Genomic DNA, 24,347 nt, shown 5'->3' with positions numbered 1-24,347 from the left:
ACATACTTATTTGTCTTGGAGGTGAATCCCTCAATTTTCGGGGGAATTAATTGGACAGTATTATAATAATAAATTTAATTTTAGTTGCGATTTTTATTTTATTAACCGCCTTTTTCGTAGGTGCTGAATTCTCAATTTTAAAAGTGCGTATGTCACGTATTGATCAGCTAATTGCAGAAGGTAATAAAAAGGCGATTACAGCCAAAAAAGTTACACAGGATTTGGACTATTATTTATCCGCCTGTCAGCTTGGTATAACAATTACAGCTTTAATACTCGGTGCATTAGGTGAACCAACAGTTGAGAAAATGCTTCAGCCGGTTTTTGACCAGTTCAACATTCCGGCAGCGATTGCGACTGCACTTTCTTATGCAATTGCCTTATCGGTTGTAACATTCCTACACGTAGTACTAGGTGAATTAATGCCAAAAACGCTGGCGATTCAATATGCAGAAAAGATGACGTTAATATTGGCGCCACCACTTTATTGGTTTGGTAAAATAACAGCTCCATTTATAAAAGTACTAAATGGTTCTGCTCAGGGATTATTGGAAATATTCGGTGTGAAACCAGCTGGTCATGATACGGTATACTCAGAAGAAGAGTTGAAAATGATTGTGACACAAAGTTATGAAGGCGGAGAAATCAATAAAACCGAGCTTGCCTATTTAGAAAATATTTTCGCCTTTGATTCCCGTAAATTGCGTGAAGTTATGATTCCGCGCAGTGAAATTGTAACACTGGAAAAAAACTTTACGCTGGAGCAAATGCTAGCTGTTATCGAGGAATTTGAATTTACGCGTTATCCGGTTATTGACCGAAGTAAAAATACATCGGCTTTTATCGGCTTTGTGAATTCGAAAGAAATGCTGACGGATATTGCTGCAGGACGTATTAATGATATGACTTCATATATTCGTGAAATCCCACGCTATAAAGAAACAATTGCGATAAAAGATGTATTTTTGAAAATGCAGCAAACACGCAATCATATGGCGATTGTTACCGATGGAAAAGGAGTTACAATTGGGCTTGTTACGATGGAAGATATATTATCAGAAATCGTTGGAGAGATTGAAGACGAAGATGATGGTAATATAGTCTATACAAACTAAATCCCGCAACCTTAAAAACGATCATTTTGCCACTGAGCATAGTGATCGTTTTTTACATTACGGCTTTTAATATGCCATCTTTACAAACCGTTCCATCAGCCTTTTTAAACTAAACCTTTTATAATGAAAGAAAGGAGTAGATAAACATGCAATGTGGTGCAAAATGTTTTTTAGTGGAAGTGGAACATAATGGCGAAAGAAAGCGAATCCCTGTTACAGCCAGATCTGCGATAAACGCTAGAAAAACGATCCGCCTTAAATATGAAGAAGCTGTAAAAATTATTTCCGTAAGGGAAGAAAAGTAATGCTACTAAAAAATCGATGGCCCTCTTTTAAAAAGGGGCATCGATTTTGAGTTAAAGCCGATTTTTTTTTTCTAGTTTAATTTGCTTCACTAAATGAATGATGAGCATTAAAATACCTATTGCACAGAAAACGATGCTAATGATAAATAAGATGAGCCAGGCTTCCATACTCCAGTTTGTCGTAAAAAATATCGATCCTACTAATAACAGGACCCCTAAAAATAATATAAGGTATCCACCTTTAGACAATGACATGCCAAAAACCTCCTTCCACTACTACATCATAAAAATAACATAAATCTCGTAAAGTTATCTAATTAAAATGATAGAAATTATTTTAAGTAATGATCTAATTCTACTGTGCTAACTTGTATTTTTGAATATGATACAATTTATAAATTAAAGAAGTAGGGGGAGTAACGCAATGATCGTACAACAACTGAATCAATTTATCCAAAAGTGGATCCCCGTATTAACCCCCCTAAGCTTAATAATCGGCGTTTTTTTAGAAAATATTGGTGCGCATTTATTATTTATAGTACCCATTTTATTTGCATTAATGACGTTAATTAGCAGTTTAAGTTTGAAGTTTCGGGATATTAAAGTATTTAGACAATATCCGAAAACGATTTTATTTATGATTGGATTTTTACATATAATAATGCCTTTGTGGGCTTTCCTTTTAGCAGAACTAATTTTTGATGATCGATTATTAACGATAGGTTTTTTAATATCTGTAGCAGTACCAACAGGTGTGACGAGTGTGATTTGGGTGACGATCAGTAAAGGGAATTTGCCGCTTTGTTTAGCAATTATTTTAATCGATACTTTAATCGCACCACTTTTAATGCCACTAGTTTTATTCTTTGTGGTAGGTGAGACAATACAGCTTAATATGCTGTCACTAGTTTTTGATTTAATCTGGATGATTGTTTTACCATCATTATTAGGAATTTTTATAAATGAATGGACAAAAGGGGTATTACTCGAAAAATACGGCAGCCCTTTATCGCTCATTTCAAAGCTCTGTTTATTTGCGATTATTATGGTGAATAGCAGTGCAATTGCTCCTTATGTTAAGAATATAAATTTAGAGTTGGCGAAAGTAATAGGGATTGTGTTGTTATTGGCGGTATCCGGATATGTTTTTTCGCTCATACTCAGTCGGCTATTCTGGAAGTCTAAAGAGGATCAAGTTGCGATAGTTTTTAATGGAGGAATGAGGAACATCGCAGTAGGAGTAGTCCTAGCAACGACATACTTTCCATCAAAAGTTGCCATGCCGGTCGTGTTTGGCATGTTATTTCAACAAATACTCGCATCTATTTTCTATAAAATAATTCGAAAATAGCGGATAAAAATATCCTTATGTATATAATGTTCTTGAAATTTAGTTATTTAATAATTTTATTCGAGTTTTTTAAAGGGAAAAGCAAGTTATAGTAGTAATTTGCTGTAATTTAAGAACTTTTATCGATGTACTTCCAGAAAATACAGTTGTGTTAATTAGGGGGACAATGTATTATTGAAATATATTAAATTAACATAATAAGTGTTTTAGAAGGAGAATCTTTAGAGGATGTTTTTACTCATCACAGATAATCCTACACTCGCTTCAACATCACGAAGTAAGTTAACAACTTAGAATAGCGGAGGGAATTATGAAAAGAATGTTAGGTAAATGGAACAGCATTAACTTAGTTAGCCGTATTATCGTAGGGATAATCGTTGGGGTTGTACTAGCATTGACAATTCCAGAGGCTGTAAGTGGAATTACTATTTTAGGGACTTTATTTATTTTAGCTTTAAAAGCAGTTGCACCAATTTTAGTGTTTATCTTAGTTATTAATGCAATTGCTTCACATGTCGGTGGCAAATCAACAAATATGAAGACAGTACTTGCTTTATATGGGGTTGCTACATTAGCTGCCGGATTTGTCGCGGTTGTTGTAAGTTTTATTTTCCCGACGACATTAACATTAAAAACAGTAGCACAGGATGTAGCACCGCCAAGCGGGATTATGGAAGTGTTCGAAAAATTATTATTTAATATCGTATCAAACCCAGTTAGTGCGATTATGGAAGCAAACTACCTTGGTATCCTGGCGTGGGCTGTTATTTTAGGGGTCGCGTTGAAAGCGGCGAATGACTCAACAAAAGGTGTTATTGCTAATTTTTCGGAGGCGATTACAAAAGTCGTACAATGGATTATTAGTTTAGCTCCATTAGGGATTATGGGGATTGTGTTTGAAGCGGTCTATACGACTGGTCTTTCAGCTTTAAGCGAGTATTTCCGTTTAATTATCATATTGGTTGGAACAATGTTTTTCGTCGCACTTGTTGTGAATCCACTCATTGTATTTGCAGTGGCAAGAAGAAATCCATACCCATTAGTATTAACATCATTAAAAGAAAGTGGAATCACTGCCTTTTTCACACGTAGTTCGGCAGCGAATATTCCGGTTAATATGGCATTGGCAGAAAAACTGAATTTGGACAAAGATACTTATGCCGTATCCATACCTTTAGGCGCAACGATCAATATGGGCGGAGCAGCCATTACGATTTCAGTTTTAACGATGGCAACAGCTCATACGTTAGGAATTGAAGTAGATCTTTTCACTGCAGTCATTTTAATGGTAATGGCAGCTCTTTCTGCATCAGGTGCATCGGGTGTAGCCGGGGGATCTTTATTATTAATACCTTTAGCTTGTAGTTTACTTGGCATTTCAGATGATATTGCGATGCAAGTAGTAGCAATAGGATTTATTATTGGGGTTATTCAGGATTCGTGTGAAACAGCTCTTAATTCTTCAACAGATATCGTATTTACAGCAGCTGCTGAATATGCGAAGGAACGTAAACAAAATTAACAAAAATAAAACTATGCTGAACGGTAAAAATTGCCGTCCAGTATAGTTTTTTGTTTTAGAAGGTTAATCTCCGCCACCGCCACCACCGTCACTCACGCCATCAGAAGAGCTTGATTCAACTGCAGAGAAAATAATATCAGAGTAATACGATTCATTCGACGGTATGTCACCGATTGCTTCATTCGAAGTATAGATTTGTGTAGTGATAAGTAAGGTGTTGCATTGATTTCGATTTAGTTTCAATGTGCGGCATATTTCATTGTGGATATCATAAAGTGCCGGAAACTGATGTACTTCAAATTTTGCTAGCGCCAGCAGGGCAATTGTTGCATAGTGGCAGGATTTCAGTTTTGTTTCCGTATTTTTTATAAATAAAGTTAACTCCTTCAGCCTTGAAAATGTAAACTCGTCAAATGTACCTGTTCCAATCGTTAAAATAAGAGCGGCATTTTTAGTGGCGTCTTTCCGTTCATAACCGATAGACACGAGTTCCTTATAGTAGTGCTCAATAGTATTAGCCAAAATCCCTGTATCTTCTGGTCGCCTAGCCAGTATTGCGCATGTGGCAGGTTTTATTGGAGAATATTTCAGGCTTGGTTGTTTCATTAAATCAGCTAACAGTTTCTGGATACGGTCCATATCATCTTCTGACGTTAAATAGGCAGACGTTATATAGCTATGTTCGCCACGTGAAAACTGCTTCGTCAAACTTTTATAAAGATTGAGTGCTTCACCGATTTTTTCGGGCTGTTTTGCAAAGTGGACATAATATGTATTAATAACCTGTTGATTGACCCGTGCCGTGTGATACCATTTCGTATGATTCTTAATTTCCTGCCGAATCGCTTCATAATCTTCATAATGAAAAATGACATTACGCACTGTAAGCTTCAGTGCTAAATCAATATAAAAAGATTTGGCATCCGAGCCAAAGTATAAATTAATTTTATCGATGTTAGTAAAAAACAATTGTAATTGAGCATTCAAAGCGATCACCTCTTACTTAATACGTACGTTTTAAAAGAAGAGAAGTTTCAAAATCTGGAACATTGTTTGACAAAATTCGTTTGTAAAATACAGCATAAATCGAAAGAGTATTGTATGATAAATATGTGAAAAATCAAATGAAAGACCGTGAACAAATTGAGAGGAAGTAAGTTATGACCCAACAACGTTTTTTACCGATTATTGTAGGAACTGATATTAATGCATATAACATGGCAATCTCGTTCCATGAAGAATATAAAATACGTCCAGTTTTAGTAGGGAAGGGTGTATTGCCCTTTACCAATTTAAGTAACATACCACGTGCGATTGAGTATGATAAAAAGTTGGGCGATCCGACACAATTTGCGAAAATTTTAATTAGTGTTGCAAAAAAATATGAAAAAGAAGCAGAAAAGTTAATTTTAGTCGGTACGAATGATTTATATGTCCGCTTAATTATTGAAAATCGGGCTATTTTACAGGATTATTTTGTATTCAACTACATCAACGAAGATTTAATGAATGACTTGCAAATTAAGTCCAACTTCTACAAGCTGTGTGAGCAGTTTGGTATCGATATTCCAACAACAGTATTTTATGATTGCCAGAAGGACGGGGCTTTTGAGCAGGAAATGATGTATCCTGTTATCATCAAACCGAGCAATGGGATTGAATATAGCCGCCATCCGTTTGAAGGACAGGCAAAAGTATTTAAAGTGGAAAATAAAGAAGAAGTACAAAATGTAATCGACATGATTAAAAATAGTGGTTATAACGATGAGCTTATTATTCAGGATTATATTCCTGGTGATGATACCGCAATGTGGGATTCTGTTATTTATGTAAATACGAAAGGCGAAACACAGCTAGTGTCCTTTGCTCAAGTTGTTCTGCAGGAGCATACAAAAACTGCAATTGGAAATTATACTGCATTAATTTCCCGTTTCAATGAAGAAGTGATGACAAAACTGCGCGGATTTTTAGAAGCAGTGGATTATCGTGGGTACGGTAACTTTGATTTGAAATACGATGAGCGCGATGGAAAGTTTAAGGTGTTTGAAGTTAACATTCGTCAAGGTCGATCAAGTTACTATATTAATGCAATGGGTCATAATATGGCCCGCTATTTTGTAGAAGATTTAATTTACGATATACCAAAGCCATGCAGCTATTTAAAAGGGGACGTGCTGTTTTCAGTTGTGCCTAAAATCGTTTTGAAAAATTTCGTCAATGATGAAGAAGTGAAAAAGGATATCGAGCGCCTAATTCAGGAAAAGAAACTAGTCAATCCACTATTCTACAAGCAGGACAAGCATTTAAAACGTAAATTTTACATGTTTATACGTCAAGTGAACTATTATAAAAAGTACAAAGAAAACGTCTGGTAAAGTCGAAGCCTATCAATGAGATACTCTTGTTGATGGGCTTTTTTTGTCGGGAAATACTATAAATAATGTTATAGTAAAAGAAAAATGAAAAGAGTGAATATTCATGACAATACATACATTTACATTAAATATAGATTGGCCGGGGGGGCGTAATTCGGTAGGAGAGCTTTCGGCAGAACGTTTACAAACGAAAATATCGATTCCACCTGAAATGAATGGACCTGGTATTGGTACAAATCCGGACGAAATGTTACTTGGAGCAGCGGCTACGTGCTATTTGATTACGCTTGCGGCTATGCTTGAAAGAAGTCAAATAGAGGCTGAACTTACGTTGGAGTCAAAGGGATTTGTTGATGTGACAAACGGCGTCTTTACTTATAAGTCAATTCATCATTATGTATCTATAATACTGAAAAACAAAGAAGATGATCGTGGGCGGCGTATTGCAGAACGCTATGCATATAAAGCGGAGGAAACATGTATGATTAGTAAGGCGTTAAAAGGGAATGTAGATATAGAAGTACATTTAACTTTGAAATAAAGGGGCGATTATGATGGATATCGTTTCAGCAGTCATCCAACTTTTAGTTGCAGCGGTAATTATTTTTTTCATTAGCGGTCGATTAATTGGTTCGCACGTTAGCTTAACCAAAAGAATTATGTCGGTAATAATTAGTGTTGCTTTTACAACCTTCGTATTTTGGTATACATACCTACGTGGTTCAGACTACTATGACCAGGGTATTGTTTCCAATGTTGTTAATATCGCGACACTATTATGGTTAGGAAGTATGCTCCTTATTTCCATGCTCTTTTATTTGCTTTTTGAGCTCTTTGATCCGATTGAATTAAATGAAAAAGGGACACCTGTTGGGAGGCGCTCGTATTTTAGAACGTTCATTACGTATTGGAAACGACAAAAACGTTTGCGCCAAGTTGTTAGTATTGCTGTGAAAAATGGGGTTACACGAACGATGAAATATGCCCGTGCCCGTGAAGATGAACGTGAGCTGGCAAAGGCATTACGCGAGACTCTTGAACAATGCGGTGGAGTATTTATAAAGTTTGGACAAGTTCTGTCAACCCGCAAAGAGCTATTGTCCCCAGTTTTCATTGATGAACTTGAAAAGCTACAGCAAACCGTAAAGCCTCTCTCTGAGCAGCAAGTGGACCAAATAATAAAGGAAAACTTCAATGCAGATACAACTAAAATATTTTCCTATTTCAGCAAAACGCCTTTAGCATCTGCTTCAATTGGTCAAGTACATAAAGCAATTCTAAAGGAAACAAATGAGCCGGTCGTTGTAAAATTTTTGCGTCCTGATGTAAAAAACATTATGCATGAAGATTTGTCCATTTTAATGGAGTTTGCAAGCTGGATAACGTCTAAATCACAGTGGGCTGAAAGTCTTGGTTTTTATGATTTAGCAAAAAGCTTTAGCTTGGCATTGAGTGAAGAAACCGATTTTAACATTGAAGCCCGCAATATGGAGCAAGTCGCAAAAATTGTAGAGCGCGGAAGCATCGATGTAAAAATCCCGAAAGTATACCCTGAATGTAGTAACTCAAATGTAGTAGTGATGGAGCATGTTAAAGGGAAGTCGGTAACCGTCGCGCATAATATATTTGCTGATTTACAAATTGACCGACATGAATTTGCCCAAACATTACTCAAAATATTTTTGGAACAGGCACTTATTTCAGGAGTTTTCCATGCAGACCCACATCCAGGTAATATTTATGTGGAGGAAACGAGTGGACGTGTAGCGATTCTGGACTATGGGGCAGTGGGACGATTAGCGGCACATCAGCAGGAAGGTTTGAAGTACTTCCTCGTTGGCATACATCAAAATGATGCGGCTATTGTAGTTGATGGTATTAGTCAACTAGTTGAAAATGCTGATAAGATAAAACATCAAGAGATGGAGCAGGCAATTAGTCAAATTCTATTGAAAATTAATTATGTATCGAATGTACCGACAGACGAGTTAATGTATTCCATTTTCTCGGTCGTTCGCGAGTTCGGCCTACATTTTTACCCTTCTGTTAACGTGGCATTACGTGCAATTATAACTTTAGATGGCACCCTTTCAATTATTTGCCCAGGTTTTAAAATATTTAGTGAAGTTAAAGACTTCTCGAATGATTATTTAAAAATGAATTTATTGAAGCCATTTAAGAAGCCGCTTGAAACAAAACAGTACCTTGAAGAAGAACTGGCATTGTTAATACCTAATTTACGAAAAGTTCCGCGCCGCATTGATCAGTTGTTTAAAAAGGTCGAGAGTGGCAAAATCATATTACATCACGATATTTTTTCTGATAAAGCCAATTCAATGTTTGTCACACAGTTATTTTCCAGATTTGTATTACTCCTTGTCGGAATTACGTTCGGTATTATTTCTGTTGCACTTCTCGCAATCTCGCAATTTATTCATAATGCATATGCGATTTATTTGAACACTGCTGCATATTTAGGATTATTTTTATGTGCGATTTTACTCGTACGTTTATCAATTCAGGCAATCCGAGATATGAAGCGAACAAATAAAATGTAGGGACCCCTAGTGGGTCTCTTTTTTTGCGGAAAAAGTAGCAGCACTGGGCAATTTTTTAATCTAACTAATGATTCACTTTAACGCTTTACTATAATGAAATACTAATTCATTAGACAATCAACCTGATAGTATGGAAGTATATTTTTAGCGAAAATATGTATTAAAGCTTATAAATATTGATTTTTGTATGAAAAAATGTAATTTATTTTATAAATAAGTAGAAATAAACTGTTATTTGTACAATAATAAATTAAGAGTAATAGGATAATGAAGAAGGAAGTGGGCAAATGATTCAACTGAATGGCCAGAATTTATCGATGGGGCAATTAGCAAAGATTTTATATAGCGGGGAAAAAGTTGAAATTGCAGAAGAAGCGAAAGCACGTGTTGTAAAAAGCCGAGAAGCGGTGGAACGAATTGTACAACAAGATAAGACTGTGTACGGAATCAACACAGGATTTGGTAAGTTCAGTGATGTTAAAATTAAAGAGCAAGAGGTAAGTAGGTTGCAAATTAATTTAATTCGCTCACATGCATGCGGATTTGGGGAGCCTTTTTCGGAGAAGGTTGCTAAAGCGATGATGATACTGCGCTTAAATGCTTTATTGAAAGGGTTATCAGGTATCCGATTAGAAGTACTAGAACGTATATTATGGATGATTAATGAAGATATAATACCGGTAATTCCTCAACAAGGTTCGCTAGGAGCTTCGGGAGACTTAGCGCCGCTTTCCCATTTAGTATTGGCTATAATTGGAGAAGGTGATGTGTTTGTAGAAGGCACCCCACAACCATCAGATGGAGTGTTTGAACGGCAGGGATTACCGAAAATTGAGTTACAGGCAAAAGAAGGGCTTGCTTTAATTAACGGTACACAGGCAATGACAGCTCAAGGAGTAGTCAATTATATAGAGGCAGAAAAGTTGGCTTATGCTAGTGAATGGATTGCGGCGATGACGATGGAAAGCCTGTATGGAATTATTGATGCGTTTCATCCAGCAGTACACGAAGCTCGGGGCATGAAAGAACAAATGGATGTTGCAGCTCGTATGCGTGAATGGTTGCAAGACAGCAAGCTTATTACACATCAAGGTGAAAAGCGTGTGCAGGATCCTTATTCATTGCGGTGTATTCCACAAATTCATGGTGCAAGCTGGCAGGTGTTAAATTATGTAAAAGAAAAGTTGGAAATCGAAATGAACGCAGCAACAGACAATCCGCTCATTTTTGAGGATGGAGACGTTGTTATTTCGGGTGGTAATTTCCATGGGCAGCCGATTGCATTTGCGATGGACTTTTTAAAAATTGGTATGGCCGAATTGGCGAATGTATCGGAACGTCGGATTGAACGATTAGTAAATCCTCAATTAAACGAAGGGTTACCACCTTTCTTAAGTGCGAATCCAGGGCTAGAATCCGGAGCAATGATTTTACAGTATAGTGCGGCCAGTCTAGTTTCTGAAAATAAAACACTGGCACATCCAGCTTCTGTTGATTCTATTCCTTCATCAGCAAATCAGGAAGATCATGTATCGATGGGCACAACCGGATCCCGCCATGCACGTATGATTATTGCCAATGTACGCAATGTGCTGGCAATTGAAGCTTTTTGTGCAGCACAAGCAGTTGAATATCGCGGAGTGGATAAGATGTCACCGAAACTATTGGAAAAGTGGAACGAGATACGGGAAATTGCACCTGCTATGACAGAAGACCGCATTTTTAGTCGTGATATTAACCGTATTATAGAATATTTAAAACCTAATATGTAAGTTATTGTGAACGATTAACATTCTGAAGTTTGTTATAATATATTTCTACTAGCAAAAGAGGAGATTACTATGACAAAATCACATTTACTAATTATTGATGGGATGGCGCTATTGTTCCGATCGTTTTTTGCGTCGGCTGCTATGAATCAATTTATACGACTGGATGACGGCACACCTTCTAATGGGGTGCAAGGATTTGTACGTCATGTATTAACAGCGCAAAATATAATGAAACCTACTCATTTAGCTGTATGTTGGGATATGGGTGCACATACGTTCCGCAATGACTTATATGAAGGATATAAAGCAAATCGCCCGGCCCCACCTGAAGAAATGCTGCCCCAATTTGATATGGCAAAAGAAGTATCGGCTATGATTGGCTGGCAAAACTTTGGTACGCATGGTCTGGAAGCAGATGATTTAATTGGCTCTATGATTGAAAAATGGAAGGACGAAGCACAAATTACCGTAATCAGCGGCGATAAAGATTTACTGCAATTATTAAATCCTTCTACAACAATTGCCTTTACGAAAAAAGGCTATACTGAGTACGATGTGTATACGGAAAACCGCTTTATCGAGGAATACGGTATTATGCCAAAACAATTTGCTGAAGTAAAAGCATTTATGGGGGATTCAAGTGATGGATACCCAGGTGTAAAAGGTATAGGTCCAAAAACAGCACTTCAGCTCATACAAAACCATGGCTCTATTGAAGGAGTGTTAGCTGCATTACCGACATTAAAGCCAGGACAGCGTATTAAAATAAGTGAGAATGAACAGATGTTAAGGCTTTCTCATCAGCTAGCTACAATTGATTGTTCAGCAACGATTGAATGTGATTTGGAAGCATTACGTTTGACTGACTATATGCCGGACTTGTTCGAACTGATTGAGCAAAGAGGCTATCGTCTAATCGCCAAGCATGCACGTGCAATTTATAGATAAAGATGAAAAAGGGCTGTGCCGAGCGTCAATTTGACGTTCAGCACAGCTCTTTCTTTTAATCTGAAGTAATACGTTCACCTTTAACTTTTACAAGCTCTACATCCAATTTACGGATTGTAGATTCATCAAGAGGGATTTTTCCATCTTTCTCGTATTCCTTCCAAGCCTTCACATTTTTACGATACAATACTTCCGATAACCGGTAAACATCAGAGTCGAATTGTAAGGAGGCTTTATATGTTTGTTCGATTTCTTTTTTTACTTGCTGTTCAATTTCCTTTTTCAATGAATTCAATTTATTTTGATCAAGTATTTCATTTGTTTGAACGACTAATTTAACATTTATATCGAATTGCACCTTGTTATTTGTAACAACGGGGGTAATTTCTGGATGCACCTCGTCAACTGTTGTCGTTGTATATGGTTCTCTAGACTCCCCCCATTTAACAGTTACATCTGAACGTTTTGTTTTATCAGTGAGCCATTGTACACCGTTTATATCGTCCCCTAATAAATTGCCCTTAAAGCCAGAATCCCTATTTAGAATGCTGATGCCTTTAAATTTATAAACAGGATCTGGTCCATCTTCCTTCGACCAGTTTTCACTCATTTCAACAAACGGTATTTTTGCTTCATAGCTAGGTTCATTTAATTGAATCATGAGTTCACGAAATTGTATGGGCTGTACCCTGGATGATTGACTAAATGAACTGAGTGGATCTGAAAGCTTAGAGAGAGTAATGGATTTATTAATAATCGGTGTGATGAGCAAAACTTCGTCAAGAGGTGAATCTGACATATAAGCCCAAGTCGTATACCTCAATTCACGATATCTAATAAATGAATCTATAATGGGTTCAACTTTGTTTTCCTTTGCAATATTTTCAGAAAAAACAACATATCTTAAATGGCCTAAAAAAACGCGCTCATCCATCGATTGATACAAATTGAAAAAGGCTTCATCGAACGTCCGCCCTTTTGCAACTCCAACTTCTGCTTGAGTTGCATCAGGATTTGGCTGTTCGCTTTTGGCAATATTGGTAAAAGCAACGATTTGTGCATATATAACAAACTGTTCATCTTTATAATCCATTCCCAGTCCGTGAATATAATACATTCTCTCAGCTTGGTTGGTATCCCAACATCCAGAAAGTAATAGCAACAATGGAAAGAAGAGGAGCTTTTTCATTTTTTATTTTCCTTTTTTTTATCTTTTAAATTTAATAAATCTGATCTTTTATTGTTCGAATTTGGTGGTGGGCGGAAAAAGGACATCTTAAAATTACTCCAACTTAAATTAGCAGGTACACTCAAATAAGGCACACCAAAAACACGAATATTCGCTAGATAAACTAGACATATATATATCGATAAGAAAAATCCAAAAAGCCCAAAAATTGATGTAATAATAATAAATGCGATTCGCAGTATGCTTATAGTAGTAACCAAAGATTGATTGACAAGTGTAAACGTAGCAATTGTTGAAATTGCAATAATTACGATCATAGCGGGGCTCGTAATCCCTGCCCGAATGGCTGCATCCCCTATTATTAATCCACCAACAACACTAATAGTTCCACCTAATATACTTGGTAGGCGCAATCCAGCTTCGCGAAATAGTTCAAACATTAAGAGCATACCTAGCATTTCTAGAGCTGAAGGCAACGGTGAGCCGGTATTTGCTTGTACTACGGTTGCAAGCAATTGAATTGGCAACTGTTCTTGATGAAAAGTTGTTAAGGCAAGCCAAAAAGCAGGAAGTAAAAGTGAGATTAAAATGCTCCCTAGACGTAATAACCTTTCCAAGGAGGTGAAGATTGGCGGATAATCATTATCCTCTCCAGATTTGAGTAATAATAAAATATTAATGGGTGTGATCATTGCGTATGCAACGCCATCTACCAAAATGATATAGCGCCCTTTAGTAAGAGATTGCATCGCAAAGTCGGGTCGACCTGTCGTATCATTCAGCGGAACAAGATATGAAATTTTATTAAAGCTTTCAAGCAATAATTCACCACTTAGGATAACATCGGTTTCAACTGATGAAAGCTGCTGTTTTATTTGTTTTAATATAGATAAATCCGCAATGTCATTAAAATATAAAATCGCTACCTTTGTTTTGGAACGTGTTCCGATTGTCAATTTCTCTACAGATAACAAATTCGTTGGCAGTCGCTTGCGAATAAGTGCAATATTTACACCTAAATCTTCAATGAAATTATCACGGGGTCCCTTTATAAGTACTTCTAGATTAGTTTCTTCTGGACTTCGATTCGGCTTATTTTCAATATTACTGCATAACAAAATCTTTAAACTTTCAATATAAATAAGGATAAATCCACTAAATACATTCGTAACAGCCTCTTGTAAATCTTCAATTTTTTGTAGCTGTGGAAGATGCAACTTTTGCATTAAAATGGCTTCATCAAATTGATCCTTTTGATGGCAGACAACTTTTAATCTCGGTACGACTACTTCATTGAATAAATGATTATCCGTCATTGCCTCACAAGTTATAAGCATTACATTAGTCGCTGGAAATTCTAATGTTTGAAAGCGAATATCAGCACAATTATCAAATTGCTTTTTTAAGGTAGCTTGTTCAATCATCATTTCCCACCTTTCGCTTTGGTTTACGGTTTACTAATATAAAGAGAATAATTGAAAGTAAGAAAAAGAAAATTGTGGTGCTTATTAAAAAATATTGCCCCTTCCATTTACTAAATATACTGTCATCGAGTAAAAAAAGAGGTAGCGAAAGGAAGACGAAAATTGGCACAATATACTTCCATATTTCTTTCTTTTGTCCGGTGAAACCTATTAATTCAATCGCTATGAACAAGATAAAGCTAATTCGGACAAAGGCTCCTGTAAGCCACTGGTAAATCGAGAAAAAATCTACATGGTTAATATAACTGCCAATGGAAGCGATACGCCATTCTTCATAAGCTGGATAGCGCTGTTTTGCTGCTTCAACTGGTCCAAACTCCGCAATAGCTCCCATTAATGGTCCCATTGTTAACCCTAAAAGTAAAAGTAGCATAATTAACAAATGACTATATTTTAGCTTGGTTTTAAAGTGTTGCTGAATAAATAGCAACAAATAGATTTCTACAAAGCCTGAGGCAGGATATAGCATGGATGCAAAAACCGGTGTAAACCCATGCTCAAGAAAGGGCATTAACAATGAATAATCTTTTACCTGAATGTTAACAAAGGCAACAAAAAAACCGAGAACTACGACAACGAATAATACGATAACATTGACCATCGTTATCGTTAAGATGGAAGATGTAGCAAGTAAAAAACAAACAAATGTAAAGAAGAAAAATAGTAATAAAAAGGGTGTATTGATTAAAAAAGTTGTAGAAACCCACTGTAACGTTTCGTGCATCGTAATGGCAGCCATTAAAATTAGATAAAAAACGATGACATATATAAGAGCATTACCAAACCTTGGATATCTTTTTATTAAATATTGCCGAACAGATTCATCTTTTAATTTCTTTAATGTTAAAAGAGGGAGCAGTAACCAAGGAATAATTAATAGTGTTGCTATTAGTACCGATATCCATGCATCTCTACCTGCACCGTTAAGCAGGGAAGGGATGATTGTAACGTGATTTTTTAATCCGATAAATGTCATTGTTAAAAAAATAATATGTAAAAGACTGATAGAGCCAATTGATTTCATAAATTTTCCTCGCATTTTTTATACAGTAATAACCAATTGAACCAACTTTTATTCTGATGAATAAAAAGAGCACTAGCTATTTGCTAGTGCTCTTTTGGCTCGATTTTTACATAACTTAAAACTTTGCGATTGTCATCATACTTAAATGTTCGGATTTGGCTTTCACGATTCCGGCCACCGTTATCATGAATTGTTAAAAAAAGCTCTTCATCTTTAATTTCATAGCCAATCAACGGTACCCAATGATACTTGTAGAGAGGGTTATAATTTTTTAGGAACTGTCCGGTAAAGTACACATCAAACTTCATCGCAACCGGATTCCCCAAGCGTAATTGTTCAATTGCCTGGGTTAAAGTACATTCTTCGACACACCAATCATCTCCAAGAAGTCGACGTAAGTTTCTGATCATCCGCCATTTAAAAAGTCCAATTTTTGTTCCACCTAATAATTTATAAAATTCATTTACATCTTTTGTACGGATCGTCTCATCTTCGCATAAGTAATTCAAAATAACGTGTGCAGTCATCGGGCCGCATGCTGAGTTTTGATATTCAGGTCGGATGTCCGAACTATATTGTGACCTGCCATTAACATTTAATAATACCCGCATACTTAATACCTCCATTGTGTTATAAAATTATCATATACCCAATTTTAAAAAAAATAATCCTTAATGATTTGAAACTAAAAATAGTACAGCTCCGTCTAACGGTTACCAAAATAAAAAAAGGGGGGGATTATATGCAGCTTGAGCAATTTGTCAGAACACATGGCGAGGAATTACTTCGGCTTTCCTATACATATGTCAAAAATAAAGAAATGGCAGAAGATATTGTGCAAGATGTGCTTTTAAAAGCATATGAGCAGCAAGACAAATTTCGCGGTGATGCGAGTTATCGAACGTATCTATATCGTATGACAATTAATCGCAGCTATGATTATCTCCGCAGTTGGAGCTATAAAAATACTGTTTTAACGAATAAAATCCAGGAAATTTTCCAAGTAACCAAATCCACTGAACAACAAGTGTTCGAGCAAAACGATAATCGCCTATTAGGTAATGCAGTGCTCGATTTGCCAGTAAAGTACCGTGAAATTATTATTTTGTTTTATTACAAAGAGTTGAAGATTGATGAAATTGCAGAGCTCCTATCAATTTCAGATAATACCGTAAAAACAAGACTAAAGCGTGGACGTGAAAAGCTAAGAAAACAATTAGAAGGTGGTGAATGGGTTGACGAATTCTCAAGTGAAACGAGCAATAGATGAGACAATCGGGAACGAACCGCTGATGAATGAAGCATTTGTTCAAAAGGTGCTGGATGGCAAGAAACGGAGTAAAAAGAGAATGCCCTTCTTACAACCTGCCTTCATATTCCTACTTTTTTTACTTGTTGGAACAATACTCTACTTTATTCCACTGTCAGACGAACAATTAGCGGTGGACACAGAAGAAGAGGATGTGTATTTAGCAAAGCCTGAGCATTTAAAAGATATGTTTATTCAAAATCGTAAAGAGAGCAGAATCATGTATGTGTTTAATAATGGAACACTTCATTATAAGAGTGATACACGCATCTATTTAGAAAAGCCGAAATCAGAAAATGAAAAACCCTATTCGGGGGAATTAATCGAGGAAACGTATACAAATATTCAGATCGAAACAAAAGACAATCAATATTTCATTACCGGTGATGATAGCTTTAGCTGGACATTAACCCGTACCGCTCCACGTATTTTAGTAGATGAAAAGGGTAACGAATATATCATACCTTATGCATTTGAAAATAAGCCTCAACTCAGTGATGTTCTACTAGACGATGAGATTCAATCGTTGGGGATTTATAAGATTGGTGGTATTGGGACATATGCCTATATTTTAGAAAAAGATTTAGGAGAGATTACTGAATTATTCAGCCAAGCAACAGTGTATGAAGAGTTCATTGATTTAGAGAGATCGGAATATATGATCAATATTGAATATAAAAATGGTGAGAAAGGAAGACTGGAGCTTTGGTTAAAGGAGGGAAATAAAGAAGGCTTTGTAATAAAAAATGATGTAATCAATAATACATGGACAACATTTAAAATTCCTAAAGCATTAACAGACCATTTCTATCAATTAGCCGAGAAAATCAAATTAATTGATTCCAAATAAAAAACAAAAACTACCTCAACCTTTGGGGTAGTTTTCGTCTGTTTAAGTCTAGCTACATAAACCAACTGAAGTATTTTCATACTTCGCATCATCTAGCGCCTTTACCATAAAATGTGCAACGCTTGCTCTTGGAATCGTGCTTGATCCTTTCGGAACTGTATCAAACGCTTCTTTGTAATCTGTTTTTAAAGGGTCGTCTTTTAATCCCATTGGACGAGCAATAGTATAGACAACACCTTTTGATTTGTAATAGTTTAATGCTGCTCGGTGATCTGCCAAAGGATTTGCCAACATTTTCATCATCATTTTCCCCATAATACCCGGGATTTCACCATCGACACCTGCTGAAGCACAATAAACTAAACGCTTCACACCAGCTTTTTCCATTCCATCTGCAATGTTTTTGCCCATTGTTTCAAGCTCGTTTGATTTTTTCATACCTGTGCTTGAGCCTAAGCATGAAACGATTGCTTCATGGCCAACAATTGCATCTGCCACTTGCTGAGCTTTAAATGCATCGCCTTGGATAATGTTGACACCAGATGTTTTTAATTTTTCGGGTGTACGAACAAAAGCTGTAACACTATGTCCGGCTGCAACAGCCATTTCAACAAAATGCTGCCCGACGCCACCTGTAGCACCAAATACTATAATTTTCATGATTAATGTCCTCCTTTTAATGCTGCTGTTTGAATCTTAACGCCTTTCCACATAAATGTAAAAATAATCGTTAAAACTAAAATGATTAATCCTGCAATAAACGGATATAAAATATCTATGTCATATAACGCTCCTGCAAGAAGAGGACCCATAATATTTCCAATACTCATATAAGCATTGTTCATACCCATTGCAAAACCTTGCTCATTACCCGCCATTTTTGAAATTAATGTCGTTAATACAGGACGCAAAATTGATGTCGCAAGGAATATTAATAACGAAATTGCAAAAAACATTGTGTAGCTTCCTGCAATTATAGAAAGGAAAAATCCAGAAGCTGTGACAATTAAAAATAACTTCAGTACATTTACTTCCCCAATTGACTTTACAAGTCGATCGACAACGAATAGTTGCATAATAACACCGATTAATCCAGTTGAAGTAATCATAAAGGCAATCTCTTGTGGGGTTGCACCAAATTTATCGTCGACATACAGACCAAGAACGGTTTCGTATGACATTAAGCCGAAGCTCATAATCAGTGTAATAACTAATGGAATGAAGAAAGGCTTTTTAACTGATAAAATAATATCTTTTATCATTGATTGATTGTTATCGATAAGCTGAGGAGTTGCTGTTTCTACAACCTCTTCCAAGCTTTCTTTAAGCGTAAAGTATGATACTACAAATGCTAAAAGACCGACGATTGCGGATACTAGAAGCGGCGTTTTTAAACCGAAATCCGCTAAAAATCCACCGATACCAGGACCAATAACTATACCAAGAGACATCGAAGCAGAGATAAAGCTATTTCCCTTTGCACGCTGATCCATCGTCGTAATATCTGCAACATATGCATAAATTGCCGGAATTAAAAATGCACAACCAATCCCACCAATTGCGCGTGATAAGTAAAGGAGCCAAATAGAATCGGCGAAGTAAAAAAGAAACATCGAGATTGCTAATGTTAGTAGTCCGATATTAATAAGCGGGCGACGACCATATTTATCTGCCCATTTCCCTCCAATTGGCGATACTAAAAATTGTGCAAATGCAAAAATGGCAATAATTAATCCTGCAGCTGTTCCGCCTTGCCCAATTTCTTTTAAATAAGAGGGGATAATCGGAATAATAATTCCAAAGCTCCCAACAGCAATAAACATGTTAAGCATAAGTAACGCCAATTTTTTTCTTTGATCTGAAGTCATAAAAATTCCTTTCTTACTATTAAATTCTGCCCGGCGAAATTAAAAAAATCCATAAAAAAATCCGTGAAATCCGCCGAGGCATATTTTCTACCAACTCACGTTGAATAAGAAAATTTTCACGTACTCAATTGTAATCGGAAAACTACATTCTGACTAGGTATTTACTTAAAAATAAGATGAACCAAAAGCATGTAAACTTTTGGATTCATCTTAAAAGAACTACTAAGCCTGTGCGTTTAGAAATTCTTCAACTTGTGCCGGTGATTTAGCATTAGCACTATGCAAGTGAGCTAACTTTTCACCATCTTTGAAGATTAGTAGTGATGGGATCCCCATTACTTGATATTTCTCTGCTAAGTCCGGGAAGTTGTCACGGTTAATTGAATACCAATCATATTGATTATATTCTGCAATAATAGGATTGATGAACATATCCATACGTGTGCAATCCGGGCACCAGCCGGCAAAGAATTTAATGATTACCGGTTTTTCTTTACTTGTTAGTTCTGTAAATTGTTCAATTGTTGTAATTTCTTGCATATTAATCACGCTCCTTATAGCACATTGTACACGAAACAAGTAGATTACGAAAAGTAATTTAACTTAAGATACGTTCTTACTCTCAATAAAAATATAAGAATAATAATTTTATTTAAAATTGTGAGAAAATTATTGCGTAAATTATCAAAATAATCTACACTAAGGACAGAAAAGCTGTTTGAAGTTTTTTTTTCATTTCAAAATGAATGACTGTTCATTCAAGGGAGAAGGGGGAAGTGCTCGTGTCTTACAAAATTCAAAAAGTAGCGGTTTTAGGTTCAGGGGTGATGGGGTCAGGTATTGCAGCTCATTTAGCAAATATCGGGATTCCTACTTTATTATTGGACATCGCACCACGTGAACTTACAAAAGATGAAGAGGCAAAAGGTCTAACACTTGATTCAAAAGCTGTAAAAAATCGTTTTGCTAATTCAGCGATGCAAAAATTACTAAAGCAAAAACCAGCACCACTTTCAGCGAAAAAAAATCTAGCATTAATTACACCGGGGAACTTTGAAGATGATCTAGAGAAACTGAAAGATGTGGACTGGGTTATCGAAGTTATCGTAGAAAAATTAGATATTAAAAAAGGATTATTTGAAAAGATTGACGCTGTGCGTAAGCCGGGGACAATCGTTTCATCAAATACATCAGGGGTAAGCATTAACGCAATGGCAGAAGGGCGCTCAGAAGATTTCCAAGAACACTTCCTTGGGACACATTTCTTTAACCCGCCACGTTATTTGAAATTATTGGAGGTTATTCCGGCAAACACTACAAAGCCGGAAGTTGTAAACTTCATGAAATCGTTCGGTGAGGATGTATTAGGTAAAGGTGTTGTAATTGCGAAAGACACACCAAACTTCATTGCCAACCGTATCGGTACATACGGTCTAATCGTTACGATGAATGAAATGGTAGCGCGCAATTATTCAGTAGGAGAAGTAGATTCAGTGACTGGTCCTATAATCGGACGTCCAAAATCTGCGACATTCCGTACATTGGATGTAGTAGGTCTTGATACATTTGCACATGTTGCAAAAAATGTATATGACCAAACGACAGGTGCTGAGCAAGCAGTATTTGAAGAGTCACCAATTTTAAAGAAAATGGTTTCGAATGGTTGGTTAGGCGCAAAATCCGGCCAAGGCTTCTTCAAAAAAGAAGGAAAAGAAATCTTACAATTAAATTTATCTACATTTGAATATGAGCCAAATAAAAAGCTTGTTGCACCATCTCTTGAAATGGCAAAGCAGGCAAAAGGACCGGGCGGCAAATTAAAAGTATTAATTTATGCGCAAGACCGCGTAGGCGAATTATTGTGGAATTCATTTGCACCAACATTACTTTACTCAGCGCAGTTAATGGGCGAGATTGCAGATGATATCGTAGCAATCGATAATGCGATGAAGTGGGGCTTCGGTTGGGCACAAGGTCCATTTGAAATGTGGGATGCAATCGGTGTTGAAAAATCTGTAGCAAAAATGAAAGAAGAAGGTCGTGAAATTCCAGAGTTCGTGAGCGGATTACTCGATCAAGGCTTCTCTACATTCTATACAGAAATCGATGGCGATTTAGCATACTACGACGGTACGGAGTATGTAAAAGTACCAGTAAATGAAAAGGCAATTGATTTAAAACGCTACAAGAAAAAGCATGGCGTTATTAAATCAAATTCAGGTGCAAGTTTAATAGATTTAGGTGATGGAATTGCATTACTGGAATTCCACTCAAAATCAAACGCAATTGGCCTGGATATTGTACAGATGATTAACTATTCGGTTGATGAAGTTGAAAAGAACTTTAAAGGTCTTGTTATCGGTAACCAAGGTAAAAACTTCTGTGTAGGAGCAAACCTTGCAATGATTTTAATGGAAGCACAGGACGATAATATTTTTGAACTTGATTTTGTTATTAAATCATTCCAGCAGGCAATGCGCCGTATTAAATACTCAACAAAACCTGTTGTTGCGGCACCATTCCAAATGGCATTAGGCGGTGGTGCAGAAGTATGTTTACCAGCTGCACATATTCAGGCGTCGGCAGAAACATATATGGGTCTTGTAGAAGTAGGCGTCGGGTTAATCCCAGGCGGCGGTGGTAACTTAGGACTTTATGAAAAATTCATTAAGGGCTTACCTCAAGGTGTAGAAGTAGACTACCAGCATATTGCTAATAAAGTATTTGAAACAATTGCAATGGCAAAAGTTTCGACATCTGGGGAAGAAGCGCGTGAAAACAATTTCCTAAACTTCGCAGATGGAATTTCTGTTAACCCGGATCATTTAATCTATGATGCGAAACAAGCAGCACTAGCATTAGCTGAAGCGGGCTATACACCTCCTGTGAAAAGAAAAGTAAAAGTAGTCGGTGCGCCAGGTTATGCAACGTTACTATTAGGTGCACAAGGAATGTTCGATTCTGGCTACATTACAGAGCACGATCTTAAAATCGCTAAAAAGTTGGCATATGTCATCGCAGGCGGCAAAGTCCCATACGGAACTGAAGTGTCAGAAGAGTATTTATTAAACTTGGAAAAACAAGCATTCCTAGAACTAGTAGCAGACCAAAAGTCACAAATGCGTATGCAACACATGCTAGTAAAAGGAAAGCCGTTACGTAACTAAATAAAACCACTATTTTAAAAGCGAGGAACTTTGTTTCAAGAATTGAGTTAATTGGAGTGGAGGTTCGACTCCAGCGGGAAAAGCGTGACGCCTGAGACTACAGGCTCAGGCCACGCCCGCGGAAAGCGTAACCGGAACGGAAATTAAACGGACCATATTCGAAACGAATATTTACTTTCAATACTTTACTAGCGAGTAGCTTACTGTTACATGCTAGCTAATCACAAGGGGGAAACATCATTATGCGTGAAGCCGTTATCGTTGCAGGAGCACGAACACCAATTGGACGTGCGAAAAAAGGAACTTTGGCAAATACTAGACCCGATGACTTTGGTGCAGTAGTAGTAAAAGAAACGTTAAAACGTGCGGGCTATGAAGGTCCAATAGACGATTTAATTATGGGATGTGCAATGCCTGAAGCAGAGCAAGGAATGAACGTTGCCCGCTTAGTAGGAGCATTGGCAGGTCTACCAGATACAACACCAGCTTTAACAGTAAATCGCTTCTGTTCATCAGGATTACAAACAATCGCATATGCAGCTGAGCGTATTATGCTTGGCCATTCAAAGGCAATCGTTGCAGGCGGTACGGAATCGATGAGTATGATTCCGATGACAGGCAATACTGTGCGCTTAAATCCTAAGTTAGCTGAAGATGCACCGCAATATTATATCGGAATGGGGCACACAGCTGAGGAAGTGGCAAATCGCTACAATGTAACTCGCGAAGACCAGGATGCTTTTGCTGTACGCTCACATGAGTTAGCTGAAAAAGCGATTAAAGAAGGTAAATTCAAAGATGAAATCGTACCGGTAGAAGTTACAGAGTACTATGTCGATGAAAACAATCAATTAAAAGAAAAGACAATAATTTTTGATACAGATGAAGGGGTTCGTCCAGGAACTTCAGTTGAAACGCTAGCAAAATTACGTCCGGCTTTCAATGTAAAAGGTTCTGTAACAGCGGGGAATGCTTCACAAACTTCTGACGGTGCAGCAGCAGTATTAGTAATGGATCGTGAAGAAGCAGAAAAACAAGGGATGAAGCCACTTGCTAAGTTTTTAGGTTTCGCTGTTGGCGGAGTTCCACCGGAAGTAATGGGTATCGGACCAATCGTAGCAGTACCAAAAGCATTGGAAATTGCAGGAATAACTCAAGACCAAGTAGATCTGTGGGAAATTAATGAAGCGTTCGCATCACAATCAATTCAGGTAGTACGTGAATTAGGGATCGACATTGATAAAGTGAATGTTAACGGTGGTGCGATTGCATTAGGTCATCCGCTTGGAGCAACAGGTGCAATCCTAACAGTAAAACTGATTAACGAACTAAAACGTCGCGGCGGAAAATATGGTGTTGTAACGATGTGTATTGGCGGCGGAATGGGTGCAGCAGGGGTATTTGAAGTTCTTTAATTGTCTGGGGAAATAATAAGGTGTTGTTTGTAGTGAAGGTTCGACTCCAGCGGGAAAAGCACGACGCCTGAGACTACAGGCTCAGGCCGTGCCCG

The 24,347-nt window shown here is 37.0% G+C and carries 22 protein-coding genes; 13 read left to right on the top strand and 9 right to left on the bottom strand.

The features are described 5' to 3' along the window. Positions 1–50: 50 nt before the first annotated feature. The gene (locus tag MKY13_RS15355; protein ID WP_339213653.1) at positions 51–1,115 is read left to right on the top strand and encodes a hemolysin family protein; all 1,065 of its coding nucleotides are present in this window, start codon (positions 51–53) and stop codon (positions 1,113–1,115) included. A gap of 146 nt (positions 1,116–1,261) precedes the next feature. Beyond that, positions 1,262–1,420 carry a hypothetical protein gene (locus tag MKY13_RS15350; protein ID WP_339213651.1) on the top strand — a complete coding sequence of 53 codons (159 nt, stop codon included), beginning with the start codon at positions 1,262–1,264 and terminating at the stop codon, positions 1,418–1,420. 51 nt (positions 1,421–1,471) lie between these two features. Here MKY13_RS15350 and MKY13_RS15345 read toward each other — a convergent pair whose 3' ends face one another. Beyond that, a complete protein-coding gene (locus MKY13_RS15345; RefSeq protein ID WP_339213649.1) occupies positions 1,472–1,675 on the bottom strand; it encodes a hypothetical protein in 204 nt (67 codons plus the stop codon). Positions 1,676–1,844: 169 nt separating this feature from the next. On the opposite strand from MKY13_RS15345, the gene MKY13_RS15340 reads away from it, so the two are divergent. Then, positions 1,845–2,771: a bile acid:sodium symporter family protein gene (locus MKY13_RS15340; RefSeq protein ID WP_225231204.1), complete on the top strand. Its 927-nt coding sequence runs from the start codon at positions 1,845–1,847 to the stop codon at positions 2,769–2,771. A gap of 310 nt (positions 2,772–3,081) precedes the next feature. Further along, a complete protein-coding gene (gene sstT, locus MKY13_RS15335; protein ID WP_191699806.1) occupies positions 3,082–4,293 on the top strand; it encodes a serine/threonine transporter SstT in 1,212 nt (403 codons plus the stop codon). A gap of 63 nt (positions 4,294–4,356) precedes the next feature. Here sstT and MKY13_RS15330 read toward each other — a convergent pair whose 3' ends face one another. Next, a complete protein-coding gene (locus tag MKY13_RS15330; protein ID WP_191699807.1) occupies positions 4,357–5,280 on the bottom strand; it encodes a DUF4003 family protein in 924 nt (307 codons plus the stop codon). 173 nt (positions 5,281–5,453) lie between these two features. Between MKY13_RS15330 and MKY13_RS15325 the strand changes: the two genes are divergently transcribed. The 5 genes from MKY13_RS15325 to MKY13_RS15305 all read left to right on the top strand — a co-directional run bounded on the left by MKY13_RS15325 (position 5,454) and on the right by MKY13_RS15305 (position 11,946). Further along, positions 5,454–6,668, top strand: a complete 1,215-nt coding sequence (locus MKY13_RS15325) for a carboxylate--amine ligase (RefSeq protein WP_191699808.1) — start codon at positions 5,454–5,456, stop codon at positions 6,666–6,668. Between the two features lie 103 nt (positions 6,669–6,771). Further along, positions 6,772–7,209 (top strand): SACOL1771 family peroxiredoxin, encoded by a 438-nt coding sequence (locus MKY13_RS15320; RefSeq protein ID WP_191699809.1) that lies wholly within the window; start codon positions 6,772–6,774, stop codon positions 7,207–7,209. 13 nt (positions 7,210–7,222) lie between these two features. After that, positions 7,223–9,226, top strand: coding sequence for an AarF/UbiB family protein (locus MKY13_RS15315; RefSeq protein ID WP_191699894.1), 2,004 nt, complete (start codon positions 7,223–7,225; stop codon positions 9,224–9,226). Between the two features lie 287 nt (positions 9,227–9,513). Then, positions 9,514–10,998 carry a histidine ammonia-lyase gene (gene hutH, locus MKY13_RS15310; protein ID WP_339213645.1) on the top strand — a complete coding sequence of 495 codons (1,485 nt, stop codon included), beginning with the start codon at positions 9,514–9,516 and terminating at the stop codon, positions 10,996–10,998. Positions 10,999–11,067: 69 nt separating this feature from the next. Continuing rightward, positions 11,068–11,946, top strand: a complete 879-nt coding sequence (locus MKY13_RS15305; RefSeq protein WP_339213643.1) for a 5'-3' exonuclease — start codon at positions 11,068–11,070, stop codon at positions 11,944–11,946. A gap of 55 nt (positions 11,947–12,001) precedes the next feature. Here the strand turns inward: MKY13_RS15305 and MKY13_RS15300 are convergent, their stop codons facing one another. From MKY13_RS15300 to MKY13_RS15285, 4 genes are all read right to left on the bottom strand, one after another. Next, positions 12,002–13,135 carry a Ger(x)C family spore germination protein gene (locus MKY13_RS15300; RefSeq protein WP_339213641.1) on the bottom strand — a complete coding sequence of 378 codons (1,134 nt, stop codon included), beginning with the start codon at positions 13,133–13,135 and terminating at the stop codon, positions 12,002–12,004. Next, positions 13,132–14,559 carry a spore germination protein gene (locus tag MKY13_RS15295; RefSeq protein ID WP_339216954.1) on the bottom strand — a complete coding sequence of 476 codons (1,428 nt, stop codon included), beginning with the start codon at positions 14,557–14,559 and terminating at the stop codon, positions 13,132–13,134. Before MKY13_RS15295 ends, MKY13_RS15300 begins: the two co-directional genes overlap by 4 nt. Continuing rightward, positions 14,552–15,643 (bottom strand): endospore germination permease, encoded by a 1,092-nt coding sequence (locus MKY13_RS15290; protein WP_339213639.1) that lies wholly within the window; start codon positions 15,641–15,643, stop codon positions 14,552–14,554. The genes MKY13_RS15295 and MKY13_RS15290 overlap by 8 nt, the downstream gene beginning before the upstream one ends. Before the next feature lie 83 nt (positions 15,644–15,726). After that, positions 15,727–16,254: a hypothetical protein gene (locus tag MKY13_RS15285; protein WP_339213636.1), complete on the bottom strand. Its 528-nt coding sequence runs from the start codon at positions 16,252–16,254 to the stop codon at positions 15,727–15,729. A 131-nt stretch (positions 16,255–16,385) separates the two neighbouring features. On the opposite strand from MKY13_RS15285, the gene MKY13_RS15280 reads away from it, so the two are divergent. Together MKY13_RS15280 and MKY13_RS15275 are read left to right on the top strand one after the other, a co-directional pair. Next, the gene (locus MKY13_RS15280; protein WP_339213634.1) at positions 16,386–16,913 is read left to right on the top strand and encodes a sigma-70 family RNA polymerase sigma factor; all 528 of its coding nucleotides are present in this window, start codon (positions 16,386–16,388) and stop codon (positions 16,911–16,913) included. After that, positions 16,879–17,802 (top strand): hypothetical protein, encoded by a 924-nt coding sequence (locus MKY13_RS15275; RefSeq protein ID WP_339213632.1) that lies wholly within the window; start codon positions 16,879–16,881, stop codon positions 17,800–17,802. The genes MKY13_RS15280 and MKY13_RS15275 overlap by 35 nt, the downstream gene beginning before the upstream one ends. Before the next feature lie 48 nt (positions 17,803–17,850). Here MKY13_RS15275 and MKY13_RS15270 read toward each other — a convergent pair whose 3' ends face one another. The 3 genes from MKY13_RS15270 to MKY13_RS15260 form a co-directional block, all read right to left on the bottom strand. Then, the gene (locus tag MKY13_RS15270) at positions 17,851–18,462 is read right to left on the bottom strand and encodes an NAD(P)-binding oxidoreductase (protein WP_339213630.1); all 612 of its coding nucleotides are present in this window, start codon (positions 18,460–18,462) and stop codon (positions 17,851–17,853) included. A 2-nt stretch (positions 18,463–18,464) separates the two neighbouring features. After that, positions 18,465–19,670, bottom strand: coding sequence for an MFS transporter (locus tag MKY13_RS15265; RefSeq protein ID WP_339213628.1), 1,206 nt, complete (start codon positions 19,668–19,670; stop codon positions 18,465–18,467). A 222-nt stretch (positions 19,671–19,892) separates the two neighbouring features. Beyond that, positions 19,893–20,210 (bottom strand): thioredoxin family protein, encoded by a 318-nt coding sequence (locus tag MKY13_RS15260; protein WP_339213626.1) that lies wholly within the window; start codon positions 20,208–20,210, stop codon positions 19,893–19,895. A gap of 242 nt (positions 20,211–20,452) precedes the next feature. Here MKY13_RS15260 and MKY13_RS15255 point away from each other — a divergent pair, with 242 nt between their 5' ends. Continuing rightward, the gene (locus tag MKY13_RS15255; protein WP_339213624.1) at positions 20,453–22,837 is read left to right on the top strand and encodes a 3-hydroxyacyl-CoA dehydrogenase/enoyl-CoA hydratase family protein; all 2,385 of its coding nucleotides are present in this window, start codon (positions 20,453–20,455) and stop codon (positions 22,835–22,837) included. 242 nt (positions 22,838–23,079) lie between these two features. Then, positions 23,080–24,252 carry an acetyl-CoA C-acetyltransferase gene (locus MKY13_RS15250; protein WP_191699822.1) on the top strand — a complete coding sequence of 391 codons (1,173 nt, stop codon included), beginning with the start codon at positions 23,080–23,082 and terminating at the stop codon, positions 24,250–24,252. Positions 24,253–24,347: the final 95 nt, after the last annotated feature.

Origin of the sequence: Solibacillus sp. FSL W8-0372, from assembly GCF_037969735.1 — a bacterium.
Lineage (GTDB): Bacteria > Bacillota > Bacilli > Bacillales_A > Planococcaceae > Solibacillus > Solibacillus faecavium.
This window is presented reverse-complemented; position numbering and strand designations above follow the sequence as displayed.

Excerpts from the sequence above, each read along its gene's own strand:
- MKY13_RS15350 (WP_339213651.1), top strand. The coding sequence starts at position 1,262 with ATGCAATGTGGTGCAAAATGTTTTTTAGTGGAAGTGGAACATAATGGC.
- MKY13_RS15345 (WP_339213649.1), bottom strand. The coding sequence starts at position 1,675 with ATGTCATTGTCTAAAGGTGGATACCTTATATTATTTTTAGGGGTCCTG.
- MKY13_RS15340 (WP_225231204.1), top strand. The coding sequence starts at position 1,845 with ATGATCGTACAACAACTGAATCAATTTATCCAAAAGTGGATCCCCGTA.
- sstT (WP_191699806.1), top strand. The coding sequence starts at position 3,082 with ATGAAAAGAATGTTAGGTAAATGGAACAGCATTAACTTAGTTAGCCGT.
- MKY13_RS15325 (WP_191699808.1), top strand. The coding sequence starts at position 5,454 with ATGACCCAACAACGTTTTTTACCGATTATTGTAGGAACTGATATTAAT.
- MKY13_RS15320 (WP_191699809.1), top strand. The coding sequence starts at position 6,772 with ATGACAATACATACATTTACATTAAATATAGATTGGCCGGGGGGGCGT.
- MKY13_RS15315 (WP_191699894.1), top strand. The coding sequence starts at position 7,223 with ATGGATATCGTTTCAGCAGTCATCCAACTTTTAGTTGCAGCGGTAATT.
- hutH (WP_339213645.1), top strand. The coding sequence starts at position 9,514 with ATGATTCAACTGAATGGCCAGAATTTATCGATGGGGCAATTAGCAAAG.
- MKY13_RS15305 (WP_339213643.1), top strand. The coding sequence starts at position 11,068 with ATGACAAAATCACATTTACTAATTATTGATGGGATGGCGCTATTGTTC.
- MKY13_RS15300 (WP_339213641.1), bottom strand. The coding sequence starts at position 13,135 with ATGAAAAAGCTCCTCTTCTTTCCATTGTTGCTATTACTTTCTGGATGT.
- MKY13_RS15295 (WP_339216954.1), bottom strand. The coding sequence starts at position 14,559 with ATGATTGAACAAGCTACCTTAAAAAAGCAATTTGATAATTGTGCTGAT.
- MKY13_RS15290 (WP_339213639.1), bottom strand. The coding sequence starts at position 15,643 with ATGAAATCAATTGGCTCTATCAGTCTTTTACATATTATTTTTTTAACA.
- MKY13_RS15285 (WP_339213636.1), bottom strand. The coding sequence starts at position 16,254 with ATGCGGGTATTATTAAATGTTAATGGCAGGTCACAATATAGTTCGGAC.
- MKY13_RS15280 (WP_339213634.1), top strand. The coding sequence starts at position 16,386 with ATGCAGCTTGAGCAATTTGTCAGAACACATGGCGAGGAATTACTTCGG.
- MKY13_RS15270 (WP_339213630.1), bottom strand. The coding sequence starts at position 18,462 with ATGAAAATTATAGTATTTGGTGCTACAGGTGGCGTCGGGCAGCATTTT.
- MKY13_RS15265 (WP_339213628.1), bottom strand. The coding sequence starts at position 19,670 with ATGACTTCAGATCAAAGAAAAAAATTGGCGTTACTTATGCTTAACATG.
- MKY13_RS15260 (WP_339213626.1), bottom strand. The coding sequence starts at position 20,210 with ATGCAAGAAATTACAACAATTGAACAATTTACAGAACTAACAAGTAAA.
- MKY13_RS15250 (WP_191699822.1), top strand. The coding sequence starts at position 23,080 with ATGCGTGAAGCCGTTATCGTTGCAGGAGCACGAACACCAATTGGACGT.